Source organism: Acinetobacter sp. FL, from assembly GCF_040744925.1.
Taxonomy (GTDB): Bacteria; Pseudomonadota; Gammaproteobacteria; order Pseudomonadales; family Moraxellaceae; genus Acinetobacter; species Acinetobacter radioresistens.
The window spans coordinates 1,571,219-1,592,728 of sequence record NZ_CP160437.1 but is presented as its reverse complement, the minus strand read 5'-3'; the positions used below and the strand labels follow the sequence as shown (position 1 = coordinate 1,592,728).

20 protein-coding genes are annotated in these 21,510 nt (G+C 39.7%); 11 read left to right on the top strand and 9 right to left on the bottom strand.

The features are described 5' to 3' along the window. Positions 1 to 635 precede the first annotated feature (635 nt). The 5 genes from ABZP31_RS07425 to ABZP31_RS07405 are packed head-to-tail and all read left to right on the top strand — an operon-like array spanning position 636 to position 4,193. Positions 636 to 1,283, top strand: coding sequence for a 2'-5' RNA ligase family protein (locus ABZP31_RS07425; protein ID WP_248135501.1), 648 nt, complete (start codon positions 636 to 638; stop codon positions 1,281 to 1,283). Beyond that, complete coding sequence (gene cobU / locus ABZP31_RS07420; protein ID WP_248089111.1) at positions 1,265 to 1,783, top strand: bifunctional adenosylcobinamide kinase/adenosylcobinamide-phosphate guanylyltransferase; 519 nt, start codon at positions 1,265 to 1,267, stop codon at positions 1,781 to 1,783. The genes ABZP31_RS07425 and cobU overlap by 19 nt, the downstream gene beginning before the upstream one ends. Beyond that, positions 1,783 to 2,835 carry a nicotinate-nucleotide--dimethylbenzimidazole phosphoribosyltransferase gene (gene cobT, locus ABZP31_RS07415; RefSeq protein WP_075041372.1) on the top strand — a complete coding sequence of 351 codons (1,053 nt, stop codon included), beginning with the start codon at positions 1,783 to 1,785 and terminating at the stop codon, positions 2,833 to 2,835. The genes cobU and cobT overlap by 1 nt, the downstream gene beginning before the upstream one ends. Further along, complete coding sequence (locus ABZP31_RS07410; protein WP_248135503.1) at positions 2,836 to 3,444, top strand: histidine phosphatase family protein; 609 nt, start codon at positions 2,836 to 2,838, stop codon at positions 3,442 to 3,444. After that, the gene (locus ABZP31_RS07405; protein WP_248135505.1) at positions 3,441 to 4,193 is read left to right on the top strand and encodes an adenosylcobinamide-GDP ribazoletransferase; all 753 of its coding nucleotides are present in this window, start codon (positions 3,441 to 3,443) and stop codon (positions 4,191 to 4,193) included. Before ABZP31_RS07410 ends, ABZP31_RS07405 begins: the two co-directional genes overlap by 4 nt. Here ABZP31_RS07405 and ABZP31_RS07400 read toward each other — a convergent pair. Together ABZP31_RS07400 and ABZP31_RS07395 are read right to left on the bottom strand one after the other, a co-directional pair. After that, positions 4,190 to 4,891 (bottom strand): LrgB family protein, encoded by a 702-nt coding sequence (locus ABZP31_RS07400; RefSeq protein WP_248135507.1) that lies wholly within the window; start codon positions 4,889 to 4,891, stop codon positions 4,190 to 4,192. The two genes, ABZP31_RS07405 and ABZP31_RS07400, sit on opposite strands and share 4 nt — an antisense overlap. After that, entirely contained in the window at positions 4,888 to 5,310 is a 423-nt protein-coding gene (locus ABZP31_RS07395) for a CidA/LrgA family protein (protein WP_248133012.1), read from the bottom strand. The genes ABZP31_RS07400 and ABZP31_RS07395 overlap by 4 nt, the downstream gene beginning before the upstream one ends. A 115-nt stretch (positions 5,311 to 5,425) precedes the next feature. Here ABZP31_RS07395 and ABZP31_RS07390 point away from each other — a divergent pair, with 115 nt between their 5' ends. The 3 genes from ABZP31_RS07390 to ABZP31_RS07380 all read left to right on the top strand — a co-directional run bounded on the left by ABZP31_RS07390 (position 5,426) and on the right by ABZP31_RS07380 (position 7,421). Continuing rightward, positions 5,426 to 6,325 (top strand): LysR family transcriptional regulator, encoded by a 900-nt coding sequence (locus tag ABZP31_RS07390; protein ID WP_248135509.1) that lies wholly within the window; start codon positions 5,426 to 5,428, stop codon positions 6,323 to 6,325. A gap of 98 nt (positions 6,326 to 6,423) precedes the next feature. Further along, positions 6,424 to 6,684: a hypothetical protein gene (locus ABZP31_RS07385; RefSeq protein ID WP_248135511.1), complete on the top strand. Its 261-nt coding sequence runs from the start codon at positions 6,424 to 6,426 to the stop codon at positions 6,682 to 6,684. A gap of 2 nt (positions 6,685 to 6,686) precedes the next feature. Further along, complete coding sequence (locus ABZP31_RS07380; protein ID WP_005014150.1) at positions 6,687 to 7,421, top strand: zeta toxin family protein; 735 nt, start codon at positions 6,687 to 6,689, stop codon at positions 7,419 to 7,421. A 177-nt stretch (positions 7,422 to 7,598) separates the two neighbouring features. On the opposite strand, the gene ABZP31_RS07375 is transcribed toward ABZP31_RS07380, so the two are convergent. Then, the gene (locus ABZP31_RS07375) at positions 7,599 to 8,285 is read right to left on the bottom strand and encodes a type 1 glutamine amidotransferase domain-containing protein (RefSeq protein ID WP_248135513.1); all 687 of its coding nucleotides are present in this window, start codon (positions 8,283 to 8,285) and stop codon (positions 7,599 to 7,601) included. Positions 8,286 to 9,114: 829 nt separating this feature from the next. Here ABZP31_RS07375 and ABZP31_RS07370 point away from each other — a divergent pair. Continuing rightward, the gene (locus tag ABZP31_RS07370; protein WP_005014152.1) at positions 9,115 to 9,663 is read left to right on the top strand and encodes a cytochrome b; all 549 of its coding nucleotides are present in this window, start codon (positions 9,115 to 9,117) and stop codon (positions 9,661 to 9,663) included. Positions 9,664 to 10,836: 1,173 nt separating this feature from the next. Here ABZP31_RS07370 and ABZP31_RS07365 read toward each other — a convergent pair. The 3 genes from ABZP31_RS07365 to ABZP31_RS07355 all read right to left on the bottom strand — a co-directional run bounded on the left by ABZP31_RS07365 (position 10,837) and on the right by ABZP31_RS07355 (position 15,278). Further along, positions 10,837 to 12,546 carry an electron transfer flavoprotein-ubiquinone oxidoreductase gene (locus tag ABZP31_RS07365; RefSeq protein WP_262475732.1) on the bottom strand — a complete coding sequence of 570 codons (1,710 nt, stop codon included), beginning with the start codon at positions 12,544 to 12,546 and terminating at the stop codon, positions 10,837 to 10,839. A 278-nt stretch (positions 12,547 to 12,824) separates the two neighbouring features. Beyond that, complete coding sequence (locus ABZP31_RS07360) at positions 12,825 to 14,069, bottom strand: MFS transporter (protein ID WP_248134684.1); 1,245 nt, start codon at positions 14,067 to 14,069, stop codon at positions 12,825 to 12,827. Positions 14,070 to 14,123: 54 nt separating this feature from the next. Next, positions 14,124 to 15,278, bottom strand: a complete 1,155-nt coding sequence (locus tag ABZP31_RS07355; protein ID WP_248134682.1) for an acyl-CoA dehydrogenase family protein — start codon at positions 15,276 to 15,278, stop codon at positions 14,124 to 14,126. Between the two features lie 336 nt (positions 15,279 to 15,614). On the opposite strand from ABZP31_RS07355, the gene ABZP31_RS07350 reads away from it, so the two are divergent. Both ABZP31_RS07350 and ABZP31_RS07345 read left to right on the top strand, forming a co-directional pair. After that, positions 15,615 to 16,832, top strand: coding sequence for a CaiB/BaiF CoA-transferase family protein (locus tag ABZP31_RS07350; protein WP_075039820.1), 1,218 nt, complete (start codon positions 15,615 to 15,617; stop codon positions 16,830 to 16,832). Between the two features lie 103 nt (positions 16,833 to 16,935). Beyond that, positions 16,936 to 17,781, top strand: coding sequence for an IclR family transcriptional regulator (locus ABZP31_RS07345; protein ID WP_005014160.1), 846 nt, complete (start codon positions 16,936 to 16,938; stop codon positions 17,779 to 17,781). A gap of 35 nt (positions 17,782 to 17,816) precedes the next feature. Here ABZP31_RS07345 and ABZP31_RS07340 read toward each other — a convergent pair whose 3' ends face one another. The 3 genes from ABZP31_RS07340 to ABZP31_RS07330 are packed head-to-tail and all read right to left on the bottom strand — an operon-like array spanning position 17,817 to position 21,499. Continuing rightward, positions 17,817 to 18,995, bottom strand: coding sequence for an MFS transporter (locus ABZP31_RS07340; protein WP_367156959.1), 1,179 nt, complete (start codon positions 18,993 to 18,995; stop codon positions 17,817 to 17,819). Between the two features lie 49 nt (positions 18,996 to 19,044). Further along, on the bottom strand, positions 19,045 to 20,322 hold the full coding sequence (locus tag ABZP31_RS07335; protein WP_005407376.1) for an MFS transporter: 1,278 nt from the start codon (positions 20,320 to 20,322) through the stop codon (positions 19,045 to 19,047). A gap of 22 nt (positions 20,323 to 20,344) precedes the next feature. Continuing rightward, complete coding sequence (locus tag ABZP31_RS07330) at positions 20,345 to 21,499, bottom strand: acyl-CoA dehydrogenase family protein (RefSeq protein ID WP_005025999.1); 1,155 nt, start codon at positions 21,497 to 21,499, stop codon at positions 20,345 to 20,347. Positions 21,500 to 21,510 lie beyond the last annotated feature (11 nt).

The window sequence follows — 21,510 nt, the reverse complement described above, 5'->3', positions numbered from 1 at the left end:
CTTTTCGGCTGACTGTTTTTCGTTTAGAGTTTTCTTTTTTTAATTTTATGGGATACCTTAAAAGAACAAGCATCAGAAAGTGCTTGCACAACAATGCCGAATAGATTTGACTTGTCTTGATTGTATGGAGGTAACAAATTCTTGAACTCAACAATTTCAGTCTTTGAATCTTCAATGTAGTAGTTCTCAGATTCATCGTTAACAAAACTATCTGTTGTTGATTGCTGCTGTGACCTTGTAGATGTTGATGATTTAGCAGCAGAAGATGCGGATCCACTACCATTTCCTGAACAACCAAATTTTGTTTAGTTAGTAGTTTCAACTATATAACAAAAAATCATTAAGTCGTGCGGCAGCTTTACTAAAGATTTGTATGTGTGGATCACCAGAGATAATCGTATTCCTTTTTATAGACATAAGTTGATCAAATAATAGCAGACAGAACGGAGGAATCTTTTTGAATTAAGATTCACATGCACAGCCTGAGCTAACTTGAACATTATGGTGACTTTCTTATTTTATATTTAAAAACTGTTGAAATAGTGAGTGAGAAAAGCTTATTTCATAAATTTCACCCAAGCAAAATTGATTATTAAATGCTTTAATAGCAGGGTTGTAATAGATGTGTAACTAACGTGTTTTTGAAGTCTGGTTTATATACGGTTCCTACCATTACACGGGATTATCCCGAGTGGCATCATGGCCGCCAAGAATACGGACTCTGGTATATCGAGATTACTGATCCAGAAGTAGTAGCCAATTTAAAAAATATTCGTGAATCTTTTCGGGATTTGCTGCTTGAGCCTAACCAACGCCAGTTTCATATTACACTGTTTATATGCGGCTTTAAAATGAATGATTCAGTAGCACTTTATGATGATGATTTTAGTGGAGTGCAATTTCGACAACAATTACGACAGTTACAAAGACTTTCACCTCCTGTATTCAGTTTAAAAACAGGTCTATTAAATAGTTTTGAAACAGCTTTATTTATTGATATAGAAGATTCTGGAAAATGGCTTAGCCGGTTAAGACAAACTTTAAATTTAAATTGTCCAGAAATTGCTTCTTTAGAATATTATCCACATATTACATTAGGTTTATATCGTGATGCCTTTCCAGCAAAACAAGTATGGGATCGAATTAGGAAGTTTAAAGTAGATCAGTTTAATTTAAATATATCTAAATTAATATTTGGAGCTTATCAGGCAAAAGTTCTGCAAGGCCCTTTACATCCTCATACTACTTTTAAGTTAGGTCATATATGTTACAGCTCATTTTAGGAGGCGCCCGTTCAGGTAAAAGCAGGCTGGCAGAAAAAATAGCTCTAGAGAGCGGGTTAAATGTTATTTATATTGCTACTGCACAGCCACTTGATGAAGAAATGCAAGAGAGAATCTTGCACCATCAGGAATCACGGCCACGAGAATGGCAAGTAATTGAAGAGCCTTTATATCTTTCAGAAAAATTACAAGAGATTGATGCTCAAAATCAACTTATTCTGATTGACTGCGTGACTCTGTGGATGAGTAATCTGTTGTTACAGGATGCTTCAGAACTGCAGATGAGTCAGTGTCAAAAGCTGTTAACTATTTTACCAAATCTGAAGTCCGAGATTATTTTGGTCAGTAATGAAACAGGTCTTGGTGTGGTGCCGATGGGGAACATCAGCCGTAAATTTATAGATGAATCTGGACGTTTGCACCAGCAGATTGGACAAATCGCACAAAAAGTAGTGTTCTGTGTAGCTGGATTCCCCATAATACTCAAAGAGGAAAAATAATGAACTGGTGGTTAAAACCTTGTAAGCAGCCAAATACAGAAATAAAAATACTGGCTGAACTACGCCAGTCGCAACTGACTAAACCGTCTGGTTCTCTTGGAGAGCTAGAGCAGGTTGCTGTCCGTTTAGCAGCCCTGCAGGGGAATGAACGTCCAGAGATTAACTACCCATGGATTACAATTTTTGCTGGTGATCATGGAGTGATGGAAGAGAATATTTCTGCTTATCCTCAAGCTGTTACCCGCCAAATGCTGCAAAATTTTATGACAGGTGGGGCGTGTATCAGCGTTATTGCCAAAGAATACAATGCCAAGTTGAAAGTAATTGACTGCGGTTCAGTTGGGGAGCCTTATCATTATCCTGGCGTTGAACGTCACCGTATTGCGCCAGGAACTGCTAACTTTACCACACAAACTGCCATGACCGAAGAGCAGTGTAAACAGGCAATGGAACTTGGTGCAAAAAGTGTAGAGAAGGCTGTGGCAGAGCAAGCTTCACTCTTTGTTGCCGGGGAAATGGGGATTGGAAATACTTGTTCTGCTTCAGCTGTAGCATGTCTATTATTGAATGAACCGGCAGAGAAATTAACAGGTGTAGGGACCGGTATTCGGCAAGAGCAGTTATCTCATAAAAAGCAGGTTATTGATCAGGCTATTGAGCTACATAAAAGTTATGCAGGATCAGACGCTTTTAAAATTCTTAGTGCTGTAGGTGGTTTAGAGCTTGCAGCGATGACAGGAGCTTATATACGCTGTGCACAACTTGGCTTACCTATAATAGTTGATGGTTTTATCAGCTCAGTATCTGCATTATGTGCTGTACGTTTGAATTCAGCAGTGCGGCATTGGATGCTATTTGGACATCAGTCTGCCGAGTATGGCCACCAGCGTATACTTGCTGAACTTCAAGCCCAGCCACTTTTAAAATTGAACTTGCGGTTGGGGGAAGCCAGCGGTGCTGGTGCTGCCTTAGGTATAATTAAATTAGCTTGCGCTTTACATAATCAAATGGCGACTTTTGCCGAAGCAGCAGTAATTGGTGAAAAAGTTTAGATGTTACAGCTAGACCTTTTGCGCCATGGTCAGACTGAGTTGGGACATACTTTACGTGGCTATACTGACGATGCACTTACACCTGAAGGTTGGCAACAGATGCAGCTTGCAGTTCTAGAAAAATTACAACAACCGGTTCAGTGGCAGGCTATTTATAGCTCTACACTTATACGTTGTTCACACTTTGCCAGACAGCTCTCACAACAGCTGAAATTACCCTTAATTCTCAATTCTGACCTTAAAGAAATGAATTTTGGACAATGGGAGGGATGCAGTACTGAAGAGATTTATCAACGTGAACCTGAACTCTTAACCAGTTTCTGGGAGAAACCTTCATTTTATACACCGCCTGAAGCCGAGCCATTACATGAATTTCAATATCGTATTCAACGGGCTTTCCAGCTTATTCATCAGCAAATGTTAGAAAATAACTGGCGACAGGTACTGGTTATTTGTCATGGAGGCGTAATTAAATTGATAAAATGTATGGCTTCAGATCAGTCACCAGATCATCTTTTAAAAATACCGGCTGAATTAGGGCAGCTCCATACTTTGTACTTAAACCCGCATAATCCCCAATCATATGCACTGGAAGCATCTGAAAAATGATTCGTTTAATGATTGCTTTACAGTTTTTGACGGTCTTTCCAATTAAATTAAAACAGATGCCCAGCCTAAAGCAGAATGCGGAATCCTTACTGTTTTATCCACTGGTTGGGTTAATGATCGGTGGCCTGCTTTTTACCTTGACTTTGCTTTTACAGGCCTTACCCAGTTTAGTGCTAGCTACTTTTATTCTGGTTATATGGATTTGGCTCACAGGTGGTTTACATCTGGATGGACTCGCAGATACTGCTGATGCCTGGGTTGGTGGTTTTGGTGATCCAGAACGAACTTTAAACATTATGAAAGACCCAAATTGTGGTCCAATTGGAGTGTTAAGCCTGATATTAATCAGTTTATTAAAGCTAGCTGCTTTATATTTGCTGATTGAAATGTATCAATATGATTTGATTATTTTAATCCCACTCTTGGGCCGTTTAGCGCCATTGTTTCTGTTCTTGACAACTCCATATGTGCGTAAGTCCGGTTTGGGTTCAGCTATAACTGAATATTTACCCCGCACTATAGCTTTTAGTATATTGATTATCACTACTTTTCTTTCATGTTATTTAAGTCTTGCCGGATCAATTGGTCTTGCAAGCGGAATCGTCACTCTGCTTTATTTAAGATTTAAATTTATTCAGCGTATCGGGGGTATTACTGGAGATACTGTAGGAGCAGCTATCGAAATAAGTGAAACTACAATTTTATTAACATGTGCATTGTCTGTATTTTATCTGCCAGCTTTGGTTTAACCTGTTAAGCGCAAAATAAGCCGAATTAGAAAGGGTCCGGCGAGCACCATAAATACGCCAGCTAAAACCATAGTCAGACTGGCAACTACACCTTCTTCACGGTGACGCATATAAGCCTTGGTAGTACCAAAACCATGTGCAGCATTACCTAAAGCCGCGCCATGTGCAAAATGGGACTTGAGTTTTAATGCGATCAAAACTAGATCACCGCACAGCATTCCTGCAACGCCTGTCATCATGGTAAATAAAATGACCAGTTCTACTGAACCGCCTACGTGTTCAGTAAGTTCCATGGCAAACGGAGTAGAAATAGAACGTGACATTAAGCTATAAGTGGTAGCATCATCAAACTTGAATAATCTTGCCAGATAGAAAGCACTTAAAATACCAGCTAACATTCCTGCAAATACCCCTAAACTGATTGAAAATAAATGTTCGCGTATAATGTTACGGTATTCATAAATCGGTATGGCAAAAGCAACAGTGGCCGGGCCTAGCATCCATACCAGCCAGTGACTCTCCTGCATATAGGTTGCATAAGGAATATGAAAATAAACCATTCCAGTGACCAGTACGATTGGTACAAAAAAAGCTGGAGATAATAGTAAATAAGGAAACTGCTGATACAGTCTTTTAGCAAAGTAATAACTGACTAAGGTCAGCAATAATAGTAAATAAGCCAGAACTGTAGTACTCATGCTTTTTCTCCAGCATGATCAGTTGGTACCTGTCTTTTAGCTTTTAAATAATGTTCAAATTTAAAGCCTAGGTAAATACTATAGGCGGTAACTATCATAACGCAAATAGTACCTAATATGACGCTTACAATTAACTGCCATCCCTGATTAAGCAAGAGTGTCTTATAATTCATCACACCAATAACACAGGGAATAAAGAACAGGACCAGTTCATTTAAAATAAAATCCGAACCTTTTTTAATCCATTCAAGTTTAAATACTCCACTTGCTAGAGCTAGCAGAGTAATTATCAGCCCGAGCACCGCTGCAGAGATTGGTAAATTTAATAACTTTTGCAGCAAGTATCCTATACCCCAAAATACAAATAACAGTCCAACCTGGATGAGTAATTTTAAGGAATAGAAAAACCGTAACGGCATGATGGTATCCATAATTTAAATAAAAAATAAAAGCCCTACGCTATTTTAAATATAATTTTTATATTAAATTATGAATAATATAAAAATGATTATATCTATTTGGAATAATTTATTTATGGAGTTTAAAGCTTTAAAAATCTTTGTTGAAATTGTGCGTTCTCAAGGGTTTAGTCAGGCAGCTGAACGGCTTTTTCTTACTCAGCCTGCGGTAAGTAAAGCGATTGGCCAACTTGAAAGCGAATTAGGCTGCGAGCTATTCAAGAAGGGTAAAGCCGGCCGCAAACGTGACATCAGACTAACGTATCTTGGAGAGCAGATTTATCAGCATGCTTTAATTATTTTGGATGAACAGAAAAAAATAACTGATACTATTCAGCAGATCCAATCTTTACAGAAAGGTAAACTGACTCTTGGCTTGCCGCCTTTAGGGTCTGTATTGTTCAGCTCACTTATTGCATTATTTCATCAAAAATATCCAGAAATTGAGCTGAATTTTCTAGAAGTAGGTGCAAATGGTATAGAACAGGCAATTTTAGCTAAAACAGTTGATGTCGGTATATTGTTAGGTGAATTGAAACCGGTATTTAATTCAATCCCGGTGGTTAATTCTTCCTTATGCTTACTCTCCGTGAGCAACTCGATATGGAAGGGCAGGACTACAGTCAGTCTTGCAGAGCTTAAAACCGAAGATTTCCTTTTTTACGATGACAGTTTTAGTTTAAATAATATGATTACTGAAGCTGCACATCAGGCAGGTTTCGTACCTCATGTAATCTGTAAAAGTAGCCAGTGGGATTTTATTGCGAAGATGGTCGAGTCAGGTATGGGTGTCGCGTTATTACCTGAGCTTTATTGTAATAAGCTTGATCCTGCTAAATTTAATATATCTATTTTACAAGAGCCTTCTTTAAACTGGACTTTAAGCATGGCTTGGGACTCTACTGTCAGTATGTCAGCTGCCACTCGAGCATGGTTAAATATTATTGGGGATAACCGACAGCTGATTCATCTATAAATAGATAGGATTTAAAATGGTGAGCTGTAAAAATAGACAAAATTCAGCTTTGTGATAAGATGAACTAAATGCGTACAGATTGGCGCAGAGGTGAATCAATGTCAGCACTTACAATGATGAATATGTCCATGCATGAGGAAGCAATGATTCCTAAACTTGCAGTACAGGCATTTCGAAATGCATTTGAACAGGCATGTGCTTCTTCTGAAGTCGTCTATACAGAGCAGCATAAACTGGTTAAACACTTGCCAGATGGTGAAAAAGTTTTTCTAAAAGATACTGGACATGCATATCAGTCTATACAGCCGCAGCAGCGTCAGGTAATGAAACGTCGTAAAAAACAGGAAACGGCTATTTAAATATGCCTCAACCTAGAATCAGAATGTTTGCCGGTCCAAATGGTTCCGGTAAAAGTACGATTAAAGAATATTTATTGCCCCATTATATTGGGGCTTATTTAAATGCAGATGAACTGGAAAAAGAGCTCAAAGAAACCTGTCGATGTAATCTCAAAAGCTATCATCAAGCTTTAAAAGCAGTAGAGCTTATTGAGTTTTTACAGACCAAGAAGCGTAAAAACGGGCCCTTACTTAGTACCTCTCCAATTATAGAGCCAGATGAAAATATTATCTTCCAGCCAGATGAGGTGGACTCTTACTTGGCTGCCCGTATTATCGACTTCATACGTTTAAAGTTTATTGAACTCAAAGTAAGCTTTACTTTTGAAACAGTCATGTCACATATCAGTAAGATCGAGTTCTTGCGTGAAGCTCAAAAACAGGGTTTTCGCACTTATCTTTATTATGTCTCAACAATTGACCCTGATATTAATATTGCCAGAGTTGAATATCGCGTAAGCCAAGGTGGGCATCCAGTGCCTGAAATTAAAATCCGTGAGCGTTACTACCGGAGTATGGATCTGCTGATGCAGGCTATAGAAGCTTCAGACCGCACCTATATTTTTGATAATTCTTCAAATGGACAAAAAGCTGCATTTATTGCAGAAGTAGAAAATGCGGAAAAACTTCGTGTTAACCCAGAATTACTGGAAGTCCCACGGTGGTTTGCAGAAAAAGTTTTAAGTGAATTTGAATAATAATATTATTTATATATAGAATTGCTCAGTTTCTTTCAAGCTTAGCCTGCTTATTAATAAAGCTAATCTAAGAAAATAGCTATGACAACTTTTTTGATTTCGATACTAAATAATATAAATTCTAGCTGATACTTGAACAGCTAGAATTATTTTGATATCTAAATAGCCTAAGTTGTTTTAAGCTTTTTCTAGTTTTAACAACTCTAGTAATTTTACAGCGGCTTCTTCAGAACTACCCGGATTTTGTCCAGTAATGAGTTGCCCCTCAACCAGCACAAAAGATTGCCAGTCTGGACCTTTTTCATATAACGCACCCTGAGCTTTAAACTCATCTTCTATAAGGAAGGGTACGACCTCAGTTAAGCCTACAGCATCTTCTTCACTATTTGAAAACCCTGTCACTTTTTTACCTTTTACAAAGCTTTGACCATTTGAAGTCAAATTTTTAAGCACAGCTGGAGCATGACAGACTAAAGCCATTGGTTTTTGTGCCTCATCAAAATACTGCAGAATATTTAAGGAATTCTGATCATTGCTCAGGTCCCAGAGTGGGCCATGACCACCTGGATAAAAGATTGCATCAAACTGGTCAGGTTGTACTTCCGCCAAAATATGTGAATTTGCCAGAGCCTGTTGTGCTTCCTGATCTGCTTTAAAACGCTGAGTGGCCTCAGTTTGTGCATCTGGCTCGTCACTTTTTGGGTCTAAAGGAGGTTGACCGCCTGCTGGTGAAGCAAGCGTAATGTCTGCTCCAGCATCTTTAAAGACATAATAAGGAGCTGCAAATTCTTCTAACCAGAAACCAGTTTTTTTACCTGTATTACCTAAAGCACTATGAGATGTCAAAACCATAAGAATTTTCATAAATTTATCCTGAGTAAACGCTAGTATTAATTTAAATAGAAAGTTCAGAATTAGCTTGTAAGTGAAAGAGTTAATGTTCAAGTAAGCTTATGCATCTTTTCACATTAAAAGTGTAAGTCAGGTGAATTGATATTTTTATTGTTTTTGATAAGGAACACTAAACTTTATAAAAATAAAATGATCAATTTAGATGAGTTTATAAAAAGTTTAAAATTTTCATTTTAGACCTCTCAATTAAAAAATATCTGATCAGCCCTCTGCATTTGATCCTGCTTTTCTTATTACTTCTTTACTCATAGCTTATTTTTTGTTCAGAGCTGGGAAATTACTGGTTAACTAATTATAGTGAATTTTATAGGTTTTCTAAATGAATAAACAATCTATTACTTTTGATTATTCTCATATACTCAGTTGAACACTGGGCTAAGATTTTTTCTAGAAATGTTTACTGTATAGGTTTAAAGATATTCATTTTATGAAGTGCTGGGTTATTTCATGCATTTCCATATGAGTCGCTAGACTTATAGAAACACTTTCAATGGCTGGTAATTTTGAGTTGGATAATTATAGGAGCAGGTATTCTTAGCTTGTACTATTTAATTTTAATTAAATAAAGATAATTATTTAGAATAATAAATAATATCTCACCATTGGTCATTTTAACTTCATGTAGAGGATAAGCATTTCAATTTCGAAACGATGTGTTTTATTTGCTCTCGTTTAATCCAGCCAAGAATATAATTAAAATTCAATAAAACAGGCTATAGGCAGAAAAAATGCTTCTCTGTCTATTTTTTTATAAGAGCTTAAAATAACTTTAGGAATATTTATGGCGAATTCGTCAGTTTATTATACCCGTACAGCACAAATCCTGCATTGGGTGATGGCATTTATTTTTCTTACAGCTTGGCTTATAGGTTTTTATAGTGGAAATTTTTTAACTTATGAAATTAATGGAGGTTTTAAGGGCGATATTATTACTCTTCATAAAAATATAGCGACCATACTTATTTTCCTTTTAGTAATGCGTATATTATGGCGCTATACGCATCCCGTACCTGAACTTCCAGCAAGTATGTCTCCCATGATGAAAAAAGCGGCTCATGCTGGACATTTAGGTTTATATCTTGTCTTGATTGCTTTGCCTGTTACAGGCTGTTTATTTAGCTGGTCCGCTGGACATCCTGCTCCTGTATTGTATTTATTCAATTTACCGACGCTTATTCAGCCAAATCAGGAGGTACTTGCAGTAGTAAAGTCTTTACATATCTATTTATCTTGGGGAGCAGGTCTATTAGTCGCCGGGCACATACTTGCAGCTTTAAAACATCATTTTATTGATAAAGATCATATTCTGAAAAGTATGATAGGCCATTGAAGTCTTGAGATGAGTTATATCTAAGCTAACAGGCTAAATCTAATAAGCTTTTTTAATATTAAATATATATTTAAATGATTTAAAAGGTAAATAGATTCAAATCTGTTATTTATTTTTAGGTATATAAATAAAACATTATCTATCTTATTATAGAAATGTCTGTTAAATAGGCAAATCTTGTGTAATCAGCGCAATTGAATACACGCCCGCTCAAATGAGCGGGTTTTTAATTTTAAAGATCAAATTTTATCAGGCCACTAAATTAATTTAAAGTTTTCCCTAAAAAGCGTATAATAATCAGTTACTAATCATAAAATTTAATAGTGAAAGCACTGTGCCAAAATAGTTATTTTTATTAGGTCAAGTAGAGCTTCTGCTAACAGAAATTAAAAGCACAATTTGATACCGAATTTATAAACCAAACTAAAACTATCGATTTTTTTGAGAAAAAGCGGCTATAGTAAAGTCTTATTACCTTTATAAATTGAATGATTGTAGTAACTATGCTGCTTGTAGTTTTAAAATTTATCCAGACTATAGAAAGTAAATAAAAGAAAAAAGTAAAAAACGATATAAAATACTGGCTAAACGCTTGTTTACATCTTATGAACTTATAACTTAGCTGCCATTACACATTGCATAGTGCAATTAATACTTATTGTTTAGGTAAGCAGTAAATAGAGAAAGGAAGATAACTGAACCCTGACATTTTTCTTTTATAGATGATAGAAAATAGAATAAGTAAATATCAATCAGAATGACAGTATAAATAACTTTTAATACTACTCGTGGCGATATAGAGTTAAAGCATAATAAATCAGAAAAATTTGTTCTATTCGCATCCCTTGTGCGCTGTATTTAAATAAAATAGTTTTTAGTAAATCAAGTATATGAATTTATTTAATTTAAAAGATAACTTAAATCTTATTTTTCTGCACGGGTACAGCATATAACTCAGAATGAGAAAACTGTAGAGAATCTAAAAGCTGGTTGGTAATTTTAAATTAAGCATTAAACATAAATTAAAGAGCTACAAAGTATAAAGATTGAAAATCTGATATAGCTGGTTAAGCAGAGCTCTGTAAGTAGGCCCTTGCAGATGCTTTAATTTAAATAAGCCCTCTAGAGGGCTTATTTACCTAAAAAATAATAAATGAAGAGCTAAAATAGCTACTACATATTTGGGTAGTTAGGACCACCACCACCTTCCGGTGTTACCCATGTGATGTTTTGTGAAGGGTCCTTGATATCACAGGTCTTGCAGTGCACACAGTTCGCTGCATTGATCTGGAACCGCGGTCCAGTCTCTTCCTGAACAATCTCGTAAACCCCGGCCGGACAGTAACGCTGTGCCGGCTCGTCATATTTCGGCAGGTTGACCTCAACCGGAATAGACGCATCAGCCAGCTTGAGGTGAGACGGCTGGTTTTCCTCATGTACCGTATTGGATACAAAGACAGAAGACAGACGGTCAAAGGTCAGCTTGCCATCCGGTTTTGGATAGTTGGGCTTGAAGCTTTCTGCCTCTACAGTTTGCAGGGCCTTGAAGTCGGGCAGCAGGTCATGCAGGGTAAACGGAACCTTAAACACATTCTGGTCAATAAAGTTAAATGCACCGCCAAGCCACTGGCCAAACTTGTGCATGGCCGGGCCAAAGTTACGGGAGCTGTACAGCTCTTCTTTCAGCCAGCTATGGTTGAACTTGTCGGTATAGGCGGTCAGTTCCTTTTCAAAGAAGTCTTCGCCTTCAGCCGCACGGGCATAGCCCACTTCACCACCTTTTTCTACACCGCGGGCAATCGCTTCAAATACCGCTTCACCGCAGAGCATGCCGGACTTCATGGCAGTGTGTGAACCCTTGATCTTGGCAAAGTTCAGGAAACCGGCATCATCACCGATGAGGCAGCCGCCCGGGAAGGTCAGCTTTGGCAACGAGTTCAGGCCACCTTTGGTGACTGCGCGCGCGCCATAAGAAATCCGCTTGCCGCCTTCGAGGTATTGTCTGATCAGGGGATGAGTCTTCCAGCGCTGCATTTCAGCAAACGGGAACATATGCGGATTCTTGTACGACAGGTCGACAATCATGCCCAGCGTCACCTGGTTATTTTCGGCATGGTATAGCCACCAGCCCCCAGACGAACCGGTCTCTGACAACGGCCAGCCGGCACCGTGCATCACCAGACCCGGCTTGTGCTTGGCAGGATCAATTTCCCATAGCTCTTTAATACCGATGCCGTAGTGCTGCGGATCGGCATCTTTATCCAGGTTAAATTTCTGGATCAGGCGCTTGCCTAAATGGCCACGGCAGCCTTCGGCAAACAGGGTATATTTGGCCAGCAACTCGTAGCCCGGCATAAAGTTATGGGTTGGCTGTCCATCTTTGCCAATGCCCATGTCACCGGTCTGGATTCCGCGGACCGAACCATCTTCATGGTAGAGGATTTCTGATGCAGCAAAGCCCGGGAAGATCGAGACTTCCAGCTCCTCTGCCTTGGCACCCAGCCAGCGTACGACATTGCCCAGCGAGATGACGTAGTTGCCATCATTATGCATGGTTTTTGGCACCATCCAGTGCGGTGCTTCTTTGGAGGTGGTGTCAGAGAGCAGGAAAAAGGTTCTGTCTTCAGTCACCGGGACATTAAGCGGAGCACCGAGCTCTTTCCAGTCGGGGAAGAGTTCATTCATGGCCCGGGGTTCAAGTACAGCACCTGAAAGAATATGCGCACCAACTTCGGAACCTTTTTCGACGACACAAACGGAAAGATCGGGTAGGTTGTTTTCAATCGCCAGTTGACGGATGCGGATCGCAGCTGAAAGACCTGCAGGTCCTGCACCAACGATCACTACGTCAAACTCCATTGATTCTCTTTCTATATTTTCCATAATTAGAAACACCATTTCGCTTAGCGATATATTAATTTGTTATTTGTAAAAAGGCAACTCTCTATTAAATAGCACGTATACTGAGATGCTAAAATAAATTATCTTTTCACTATAAAGGTGAACAGGAAAAATAAATGCAGAGAACTGTATCTAAAACTCTTTTAAAAGGCTGAGTTGAATATATTTAGAAACTATTAAATCTATATATGTTTTAGATTTGGATTTTTATATAAAAAATTCCAATAACTGGTTTTTGGCCAGTTATTGGGGAAAAGAACTCAAGAGTTCTGGGGGTCATATTGTTTCTCTTTGATAAAGAGGGCTGGAATAACTCCACAGATAAAGTAGGCTGCTCCCATGACTACAAAGCCTAAGCCAATTGAACCACCAGAAGCCAGATAACCAATAGTTGCAGGAGCAATCGCTGCGCCCAGACGCCCGACATTATATGCTCCTCCAATTGCTGTACCACGAATTGCAGTTGCAAAACTTTCAGTCATGTAGGTTGCATTTACACCATATGGTACGCCATACAGAAAACCGAAAATTATCAATAAGTACAGGATATTCTCTGGTGAATTATAAAATACAATTAATGGTAGAAATACAGCAGTTCCTATAGCACCAAAAGCATAGGTAAAGCGGCGACCCAGTTTATCCGCCATATAACCTGCAAGAACTTTACCTAGAATCATTGCAGTATAAGTTCCTACCATATAAGCAGTCATTTCTTTGAACTTCATTCCAAGTTCACTTTCCAGATAAGAAGGCATCCAGTTATTTACGCCATAGTAGCCAAACTGAAGGAAGCCGGCAGTAAGTGCCCAGAGTATAAACATATTGCGGTTACATTTATCCTGGAAAATAAGTTTAAAGGCTGACTCTTTTTTCTGGTGATGATTATTTATCGCTTTATTCAAGCGAGATTGTTGCCATGCTTCCGGTTCTGGAACCAGAATGTGCATAAAGATAGCGATAGCAATTGGAATAATTGCAACATAAAACAGCATGCGCCATCCATGATCAGGAATAATCCAGCCGGCTAGCAAAGTTGCTACAATATAGCCCACTGTCCAGCCAGCTTGTAGGGTACCTAATACAGTAGTGCGGTATCGGGTAGGAACATATTCTGCCATTAAAGTATTACAGGCGATGTAAAGAGAACCTAGACCTAATGAAGCAAAAAAACGTAGAATACCAAACTGCATAAAGCTTTGCGTAAAGCCCAAGCCACAGGTCAAAATTGAAAAGGTTAAAATTGAAATTACAACTATTCTGACCCTGCCAAAGCGGTCGCAGGCCCAGCCCCCAAAGATACCGCCAATTGCCATACCAGCTAAAGTAAAACTACCCAGCATGCCAGCTTCAACAGTACTCAGTCCGAAATCTGCCTTAATACTGTTGAGGCTATAAGAAAGCAGCATTAAATCAGCGCCATCGACCAGTAAAGCTAAAAATGCAAATAAGAATGCAATTTTCCAGGTATTCGGGCCAATGCTTGAAGTTATTGTGTTTATAGACATAATCCATTACCTACTATTAAGGGCGCTTTAATTTTCCTTAAAGCGCTTGAGGTTTTATTGAGTCATTTCACGAATCATATTGCGTGCAATAATAATTTGCTGAATCTGTGTGGTTCCTTCATAAAGACGAAACAGGCGTACATCCCGATAGAAACGTTCAATACTGTATTCACTGATATAGCCAGCTCCTCCATGAATCTGTACACAGCGATCTGCAACACGGCCACACATTTCCGTTGCGAACATTTTTGAGCATGAAGCTTCCGTACTGATATTTTCACCCTGGTCACGACGACGTGCAGCATCGAGTACCATACATTTGGCTGCATAGATTTCAGCCTTGGAATCTGCCAGCATGGCCTGGATTAACTGGAAACTGGCAATTGGCTGACCGAACTGTTTACGTTCAACGGCATACCGCAGTGCATCATCCAGCATGCGTACCGCAGCACCTACACTTAAAGCAGCAATATGCAGACGTCCTTTATCGAGGACTTTCATGGCTGTTTTAAAACCGACCCCTTCTACTCCTCCAATCAGGGCAGAGGCAGGTACACGACAGTTTTCAAAGATGACGTCACAGGTATGAGCACCTTTTTGTCCCATTTTTTGGTCACGTTTACCTAGAGATATTCCGGGTGTCTTGCTATCAATAATGAATGCAGAAATGCCCCCTGCACCTTTAATTTCAGAGTTAGTACGTGCCATGACTGTAAATGCACCCGCATGTGGAGCATTAGTAATAAAACGCTTGGTACCATTCAGGATATAAAAATCGTCATCTTTTAATGCAGTCGTTCGTAAAGATGCGGCATCAGAACCAGATTCCGGTTCAGTCAGGCAAAACGAGCCAATAATTTCCCCTTTAGCAAAACGCGGGAGATAATACTGTTTTTGCTCCTCCGTGCCATCAATAATTAAACCGCTAGCTCCAATACCATTATTTGTTCCAATAAGTGAGCGAAAAGCAGGTGAAGTGCGACCTAGTTCAAAGGCAACTCGTACTTCTTCTTCCATGGTTAAACCCAGACCTTCATATTCTTCAGGAATAGTGAGTCCAAATAATCCGAGTTCACGCATTTGCTGAACAATATCTGCTGGAATTTCATCTGTTTCTGCTACTTCATTTTCCCTCGGAATAAGTACGCCTTCAACAAACTGACGTAACATATTAAGTAGTTGATCCAGGGTTTCCTGATCACGAACCATTTCATCTCCTTGGTCGTTATTTTCACCACAGAAGTGGTATAAGCGGACGAGCCGGTATATTTCTTTTTGGGCATACTAAAGAAAATGATTTCACATGACAATATATTTTGGTAATTTATTTTGCAATGCGATATTAATTTCTATTAAAACTAACTTGTTAAACTTTTGATTTTGCTTAAACAGTTCTTATATTCCAGAAAATATCTTATCTCTAGAGTTTTGTTTTACTTAAATTGAGAGTATATTAAATAGATAATATCGCTAGGCGAAACTTAATCTTGAGTAAATAAAGATTAAGATTTGTTATAGCAAACTAAACAGGATAGTGAGATAAAAATGGGAGCACTAACAGGAATTCGTGTACTTGATCTGAGTCGTGTATTGGCAGGCCCTTGGTGTGGGCAAATACTGGCAGATCTGGGGGCTGAAGTAATTAAGGTAGAGCGACCTCAGCATGGTGATGATACCCGTAGCTGGGGGCCACCCTGGATGAAGAATGATGCAGGTGATGACACACGTGAAGCTGCTTATTATCAATCTGCGAACCGTAATAAACTCTCTGTAGCAATTGATATTGCCAGTTTAGAAGGGCAGGAGCTGATCAAAGCTTTAATTCAAGATACCGATGTAGTGATCGAAAACTATAAGACAGGTTCACTGAAAAAATATGGTCTGGACTACCACAGTTTAGCTGCAATCAATCCGAAACTGGTTTACTGTTCTATTACCGGGTTCGGTCAGGATGGGCCACGTGCTGAAGAACCTGGTTATGACTTTATCATCCAGGGGATGGGCGGGTTAATGTCTGTTACCGGGGAAAAAGATGATTTGCCAGGAGGCGGTCCACAAAAGGTTGGTGTAGCATTTTCTGATTTGGCTACAGGCCTTTATTCTACAATTGCCATTCAGGCAGCACTGCTGAACCGGCATGAAACCGGCTTGGGCCAATATATTGATATGGCTTTACTGGATGTACAAATTGCCACGCTGGCAAATCAGGGAATGAACTATCTGGCTTCAGGAAAAGTACCGGGCCGTTATGGCAATGCACATGCTAATATTGTTCCGTACCAGGTATTCAAAGCAGCCGACCGGGATTTTATTATTGCTTGTGGGAATGATAAACAGTTTATCCAGTTGTGTCAGAGTATTGGATTAGCAGAATTACCAAATGACCCACGCTTTAGCCGTAATGCTGACCGAATCAAACATCGTAATGAAATTATTGATATTTTATCAAAGCATTTCTTGCAGAAAACTGCAGATGAATGGGTAACAGCTATTCATGCAGTTAAAGTACCTGTGGGAGTAATTAATAACCTGGAACAGGCTTTTCAGGAACCACAAGTAGTAGCCCGAAAAATGCTGGTTGAGATGCCACATCCATATAACCAAAAACTGACAGTTATTGGTTCGCCAATAAAAATGTCGCGTACACCAGTAGAATACCGTCGGGCACCTCCAACGCTAGGAGAACATACTGAGCAGATTTTAAGTCGCGTTGCCTCTCAGGAACACTTAAAAAAATTAAAAGCCGAAGGTATTATTGAGTAAACTGATAAAAAAGAAGCAATCGGTCAGTTTGCTTCTTTGCTATTTAATATAATTATAGATTATAATTTCGCAATGCGAAACATTAGTAGGTTGAGAAAGAGTCATGGATAATACCAATGATATAGAACAAACAGAAAAAATTTTGGCTCCTTTAAGACATGAGTTACTACATCCAATTGAAGATATGCAGGATGAGAATGACCGGCAGTTTATTACTGCCTTGGCCCGTGGTCTGGAACTGCTACGTTGTTTTACACCTAAGCACCAGCATTTAGGAAATCAGGAACTAGCTCAATTAACCGGTTTACCTAAACCCACTATTACCCGTCTGACTCATACGTTGTCTCGTCTGGGTTATATTAAGCAGGTTCCCAATTCGAGCAAGTTTCAGTTGTCTGTTGGGGTGCTGGCATTCGGTTACTCCATGCTGGCTAATGTATCGATTCGTTCAATTGCCAACCCTTATATGAAAGAACTCGCTGACTATGCAGGTGCAGCAGTAGCCATGGCAACCCGAGACCGGTTAAACATGATTTATCTGGATGTCGTGCAGGGGAAAGGCAATATCACCATGCGAAGACAGGTAGGAACTTATTTACCTATTCATTTAAGTTCTATGGGTCGGGCTTGTCTGGCAGCTATGCCAGAAGATGAACGTGATTTTCTGCTTGATGCTATCCGTTTAAAATATAAGGAAGACTGGTTCAAGATTAACCGTGATCTTGACCGTGCCTTTAAGGATTATCAGGATTTTGGCTACTGTTTCTCGATTGGAGAATGGCATAAGGATGTGAACTCGGTCGCGGTGCCTTTAATTCATGAACAGCATGGTTTACTGGTTTTTAACTGCGGTGGACCAAGTTTCATTATGAAACGTGAAAAACTTGAAGAAGATATTGCACCGCGCCTGCTACATATGGTGAATAATATCCGTACTGAAATCAGTTAAAATATGATGCATTGGTCAGGAAGATCAATGCATTGTTATGATTGAAGCGGTAAAGCAGTTCGTTCTTCCAGAATACAAATCACTAGACAGGTAATTGCAAATATCATGCCTAACGTGCAGGTGCCTGTCCAGCCAAAATGAGTCCAAGCATAGGCTCCGGCGGTAGTCCCTAATGCTCCTCCTGCAAAATAACCTGTCATATAAATAGCATTAAAACGAGATCTGAGGTTTTCACTTAATTTAAATACTATGCTTTGATTGGTTACATGAATTGCAGAGAGTGATGCGTAAAGGATAAGCGTTGCCATCATATAAAACGCTAATTGATAAGGTGTAAGTAAAAATAATAGCCAGCAAATGATAAGACCCAGACTACATAAAATAGAAATCTGGTGAATATACCCCCGGTCAATAAACTTACCCGTGAAATTAGCTATAAATACACCAACGATGCCAACCAGACCAAATAATCCAATACTAAAATCGCTCATATGATGAGGAGCTGGTGCAAGTAGTAGTGACATAGTAGTAAATGTCATACTTACCCCAGCAAAGGTTAATCCGCCAATATAGCTACGCCGGCGTAAGCGTTGATTTGTCACAAAAATAGAGGCTAACGAGCGTAGAGTATAACCATAGCTTTCAGTGCTGGTAGGTGGGAAAACCCCGATATTTCGATGTAATATAAAAGCAATACAGAAAAGTAAGATACCACTGGCCAGATAAATAAAATTCCATGCAAATAAACTTGAGGCCAAACCTGAAAGGGAACGGGCAAGAAGAACCCCCATCATTAAACCGCTAAGCAGGAAACCCACCACTCGACCACTCTGTTGCGCTGGAACCAGACTGGCTGCTAAAGGTAATAATAGCTGCGCAGCTACAGAAAATAGACCGGTAATGAGTGTACCCAGTATAAGCAGAGTTATATGCTCTGAAATACCGCTGATGATCAGACCAAGTGCAGCAAATAGCATGAAACAGAAGAGTAGGCGGCGTTTTTCGAGAATATCCCCAAGAGGCATCAGCAGGAACAGGCCACAGGCATAAGCAATTTGTGCCAAAGTAGGTACCCAGGAAACCATAGTTTCTGGTAATTGCAAATTTTGACTCATAGAATGAATGAGTGGCTGACTAAAATAATTACTACCGGTACAGATACCGGCAGCTATTGCCATTAATATAATTGTTGGAGTATAAAGCGTATTTTTCATATTCTTTTAGTATTAAAAGCCTCTGTAGAGGCTTTACCAAGTTAAGCCTTCAAGCTGTTTTCTGGGGGTCATATTGACGGTCTTTAATAAAGAGACCTGATACTGCACCGCATAAGAAATAAGCTCCGCCCATGATCAAAAAACCAAGACCGATAGAGCCACCACTTGCAGCCGCACCAATAATTGCCGGAGCAAACATGGCACCAATACGGCCAGCATTATAAGCACCACCCACAGCTGTTCCGCGAATATTGGTAGCAAAACTTTCAGTCATGTAAGTGGCATTGATGGCGTAAGGAATTCCATAAAGGAAACCGAAGAAAATCAGCAAATAGGCAATATTATCTGGCGAGTTAAATATTACAATCACAGGTAAAAATATAGCTGTACCAATAGCCCCAAAAGCAAATACAAAGCGTCGGCCCAATCGGTCAGCTGCATAACCGGCAATAATCTTGCCAAAGATCATGGCAATATAGGTTCCAATCATGTAGCCAGTCATGGCTTTAAAATTCATCCCCAGTTCAGATTCGAGATAAGCTGGCATCCAGTTGTTTACACCATAATAGCCAAACTGTAAAAAGCCGGCAGTTAAAATCCACAGCATGAACATTCTGCGATTACGCTTATCTGCGAAAATTATTTTGACTGTACTTTGCTGTTTTACCGGCTGTGCCTGTACAGTAACCCGTGAAGCGGATAGACGCTCCAGACGGGCTCGCTGCCAGGATTCTGGTTCGGGAACCAGTTTCTGAATAAATAATGCCAATACCGAAGGAATAATGGCTATAAAAAATAATACCCGCCAGCCATGTTCAGGAATAATCCAACCCGCTAGCAAAGTTGCTACAATATAGCCGACTGTCCAGCCAGCCTGTAGAGTCCCCAATATTGTAGTTCGATATTCAGTAGGTACGTACTCAGCCATTAACGTATTGGCTGCAATATATAAGGAACCAATGCCGAAAGCTGAAAGAAAGCGGATGATAGCAAACTGCTCAAAACTTTGTGTAAAGCCGAGTGCTGCGGTTAATAATGAAAATACCAGAATCGAAATCACGACTGTCCGAACCCGTCCAAGATAATCACAGGCCCAGCCACCCATGAAACCTCCTAGTGCCATCCCTGCCAGGGTAAAACTGCCTAAAGCACCCGCCTGTAAATTGGTCAGTCCAAATTCGGCTTTTAAACTGGTTAAGCTAAAAGACAGTAGCAGCATATCGGCACCATCAATTAATAATGCCAAGAATGCAAAAACAAAAGCGATTCGCTGTGTAGTTTTAGAAATTGGCCGGATAAGGGTTTCCGGCATCAGTGGTGTGGTCATAATTCATCCTGAAACTCAAAGGTTAATCCTTAACCTGATTAATCATATTTTTAGCAATAATGATCTGCTGGATTTGTGAAGTTCCCTCATAAAGACGGAACAGGCGTACGTCCCGATAAAAACGTTCAATACTGTATTCACTGATATAGCCAGCCCCTCCATGAATCTGTACACAGCGGTCTGCAACACGGCCACACATTTCTGTTGCAAACAGCTTGGCACAAGATGACTCAGTAGAAACATTCAGTCCTTGGTCACGACGCCGGGCAGCATCGAGTACCATACATTTGGCTGCATAGATTTCAGCCTTGGAATCTGCCAGCATGGCCTGGATTAACTGGAAACTGGCAATTGGCTGACCGAACTGTTTACGTTCAACGGCATAACGCAGTGCGTCATCCAGCATACGTTCGGCTGCACCAACACTGACTGCTGAAATATGTAAACGTCCTTTATCGAGGACTTTCATGGCTGTTTTAAAGCCAATACCTTCCACTCCTCCAATTAAGGCAGAGGCAGGTACACGACAGTTTTCAAAGATGACATCACAGGTATAAGTACCTTGCTGCCCCATCTTTTTATCTTTTTTACCTAAGCTAATGCCTGAAGTATTCCGGTCAACTACAAAAGCGGAAATACCGCCTGCGCCTTTAATATCAGGATTGGTTCTGGCCATTACGGTATAGGTGCTTGCTAGCGGCGCATTGGTAATATAGCGTTTAGTACCATTCAGGATATAAAAATCACCATCTTTCACTGCTGTAGTCTTTAAAGATGCAGCATCAGAACCTGATTCCGGTTCAGTCAGGCAAAATGAACCGATGATTTCACCACTGGCATAGCGTGGTAAATACTTCTGTTTTTGCTCCTCAGTCCCGTCAATAATAATACCGCTTGAACCAATTCCATTATTAGTTCCAAAAATAGAGCGGAAAGCAGGTGAGGTACGACCAATTTCAAAGGCTACATAAAGTTCTTCTTCCATGGTCAGTCCTAAACCGCCATATTCCTCAGGAATAGTGAGACCAAACAAGCCTAATGCTTTCATCTGGTCAATAATGTCCTGAGGCATTTCATCTTTTTCGGCCACCTCATGTTCACGTGGCATTAATTCATTTTTAACAAATTGCTGAATCATATGAAGTAACTGATCCAGTGTTTCCTGATTACGAATCATCCTGACTCCTT

What these genes read in the sequence shown, in the direction of transcription:
- ABZP31_RS07410 (WP_248135503.1), top strand. Translation starts at nt 2,836, where the DNA reads ATGTTACAGCTAGACCTTTTGCGCCATGGTCAGACTGAGTTGGGACAT.
- ABZP31_RS07370 (WP_005014152.1), top strand. Translation starts at nt 9,115, where the DNA reads ATGGCGAATTCGTCAGTTTATTATACCCGTACAGCACAAATCCTGCAT.
- ABZP31_RS07340 (WP_367156959.1), bottom strand. Translation starts at nt 18,995, where the DNA reads ATGAAAAATACGCTTTATACTCCAACAATTATATTAATGGCAATAGCT.
- ABZP31_RS07335 (WP_005407376.1), bottom strand. Translation starts at nt 20,322, where the DNA reads ATGACCACACCACTGATGCCGGAAACCCTTATCCGGCCAATTTCTAAA.
- ABZP31_RS07365 (WP_262475732.1), bottom strand. Translation starts at nt 12,546, where the DNA reads ATGGAAAATATAGAAAGAGAATCAATGGAGTTTGACGTAGTGATCGTT.
- ABZP31_RS07380 (WP_005014150.1), top strand. Translation starts at nt 6,687, where the DNA reads ATGCCTCAACCTAGAATCAGAATGTTTGCCGGTCCAAATGGTTCCGGT.
- ABZP31_RS07405 (WP_248135505.1), top strand. Translation starts at nt 3,441, where the DNA reads ATGATTCGTTTAATGATTGCTTTACAGTTTTTGACGGTCTTTCCAATT.
- ABZP31_RS07395 (WP_248133012.1), bottom strand. Translation starts at nt 5,310, where the DNA reads ATGCCGTTACGGTTTTTCTATTCCTTAAAATTACTCATCCAGGTTGGA.
- ABZP31_RS07330 (WP_005025999.1), bottom strand. Translation starts at nt 21,499, where the DNA reads ATGATTCGTAATCAGGAAACACTGGATCAGTTACTTCATATGATTCAG.
- cobT (WP_075041372.1), top strand. Translation starts at nt 1,783, where the DNA reads ATGAACTGGTGGTTAAAACCTTGTAAGCAGCCAAATACAGAAATAAAA.
- ABZP31_RS07345 (WP_005014160.1), top strand. Translation starts at nt 16,936, where the DNA reads ATGGATAATACCAATGATATAGAACAAACAGAAAAAATTTTGGCTCCT.
- ABZP31_RS07360 (WP_248134684.1), bottom strand. Translation starts at nt 14,069, where the DNA reads ATGTCTATAAACACAATAACTTCAAGCATTGGCCCGAATACCTGGAAA.
- ABZP31_RS07355 (WP_248134682.1), bottom strand. Translation starts at nt 15,278, where the DNA reads ATGGTTCGTGATCAGGAAACCCTGGATCAACTACTTAATATGTTACGT.
- ABZP31_RS07375 (WP_248135513.1), bottom strand. Translation starts at nt 8,285, where the DNA reads ATGAAAATTCTTATGGTTTTGACATCTCATAGTGCTTTAGGTAATACA.
- ABZP31_RS07390 (WP_248135509.1), top strand. Translation starts at nt 5,426, where the DNA reads ATGGAGTTTAAAGCTTTAAAAATCTTTGTTGAAATTGTGCGTTCTCAA.
- ABZP31_RS07350 (WP_075039820.1), top strand. Translation starts at nt 15,615, where the DNA reads ATGGGAGCACTAACAGGAATTCGTGTACTTGATCTGAGTCGTGTATTG.
- ABZP31_RS07385 (WP_248135511.1), top strand. Translation starts at nt 6,424, where the DNA reads ATGTCAGCACTTACAATGATGAATATGTCCATGCATGAGGAAGCAATG.
- ABZP31_RS07400 (WP_248135507.1), bottom strand. Translation starts at nt 4,891, where the DNA reads ATGAGTACTACAGTTCTGGCTTATTTACTATTATTGCTGACCTTAGTC.
- cobU (WP_248089111.1), top strand. Translation starts at nt 1,265, where the DNA reads ATGTTACAGCTCATTTTAGGAGGCGCCCGTTCAGGTAAAAGCAGGCTG.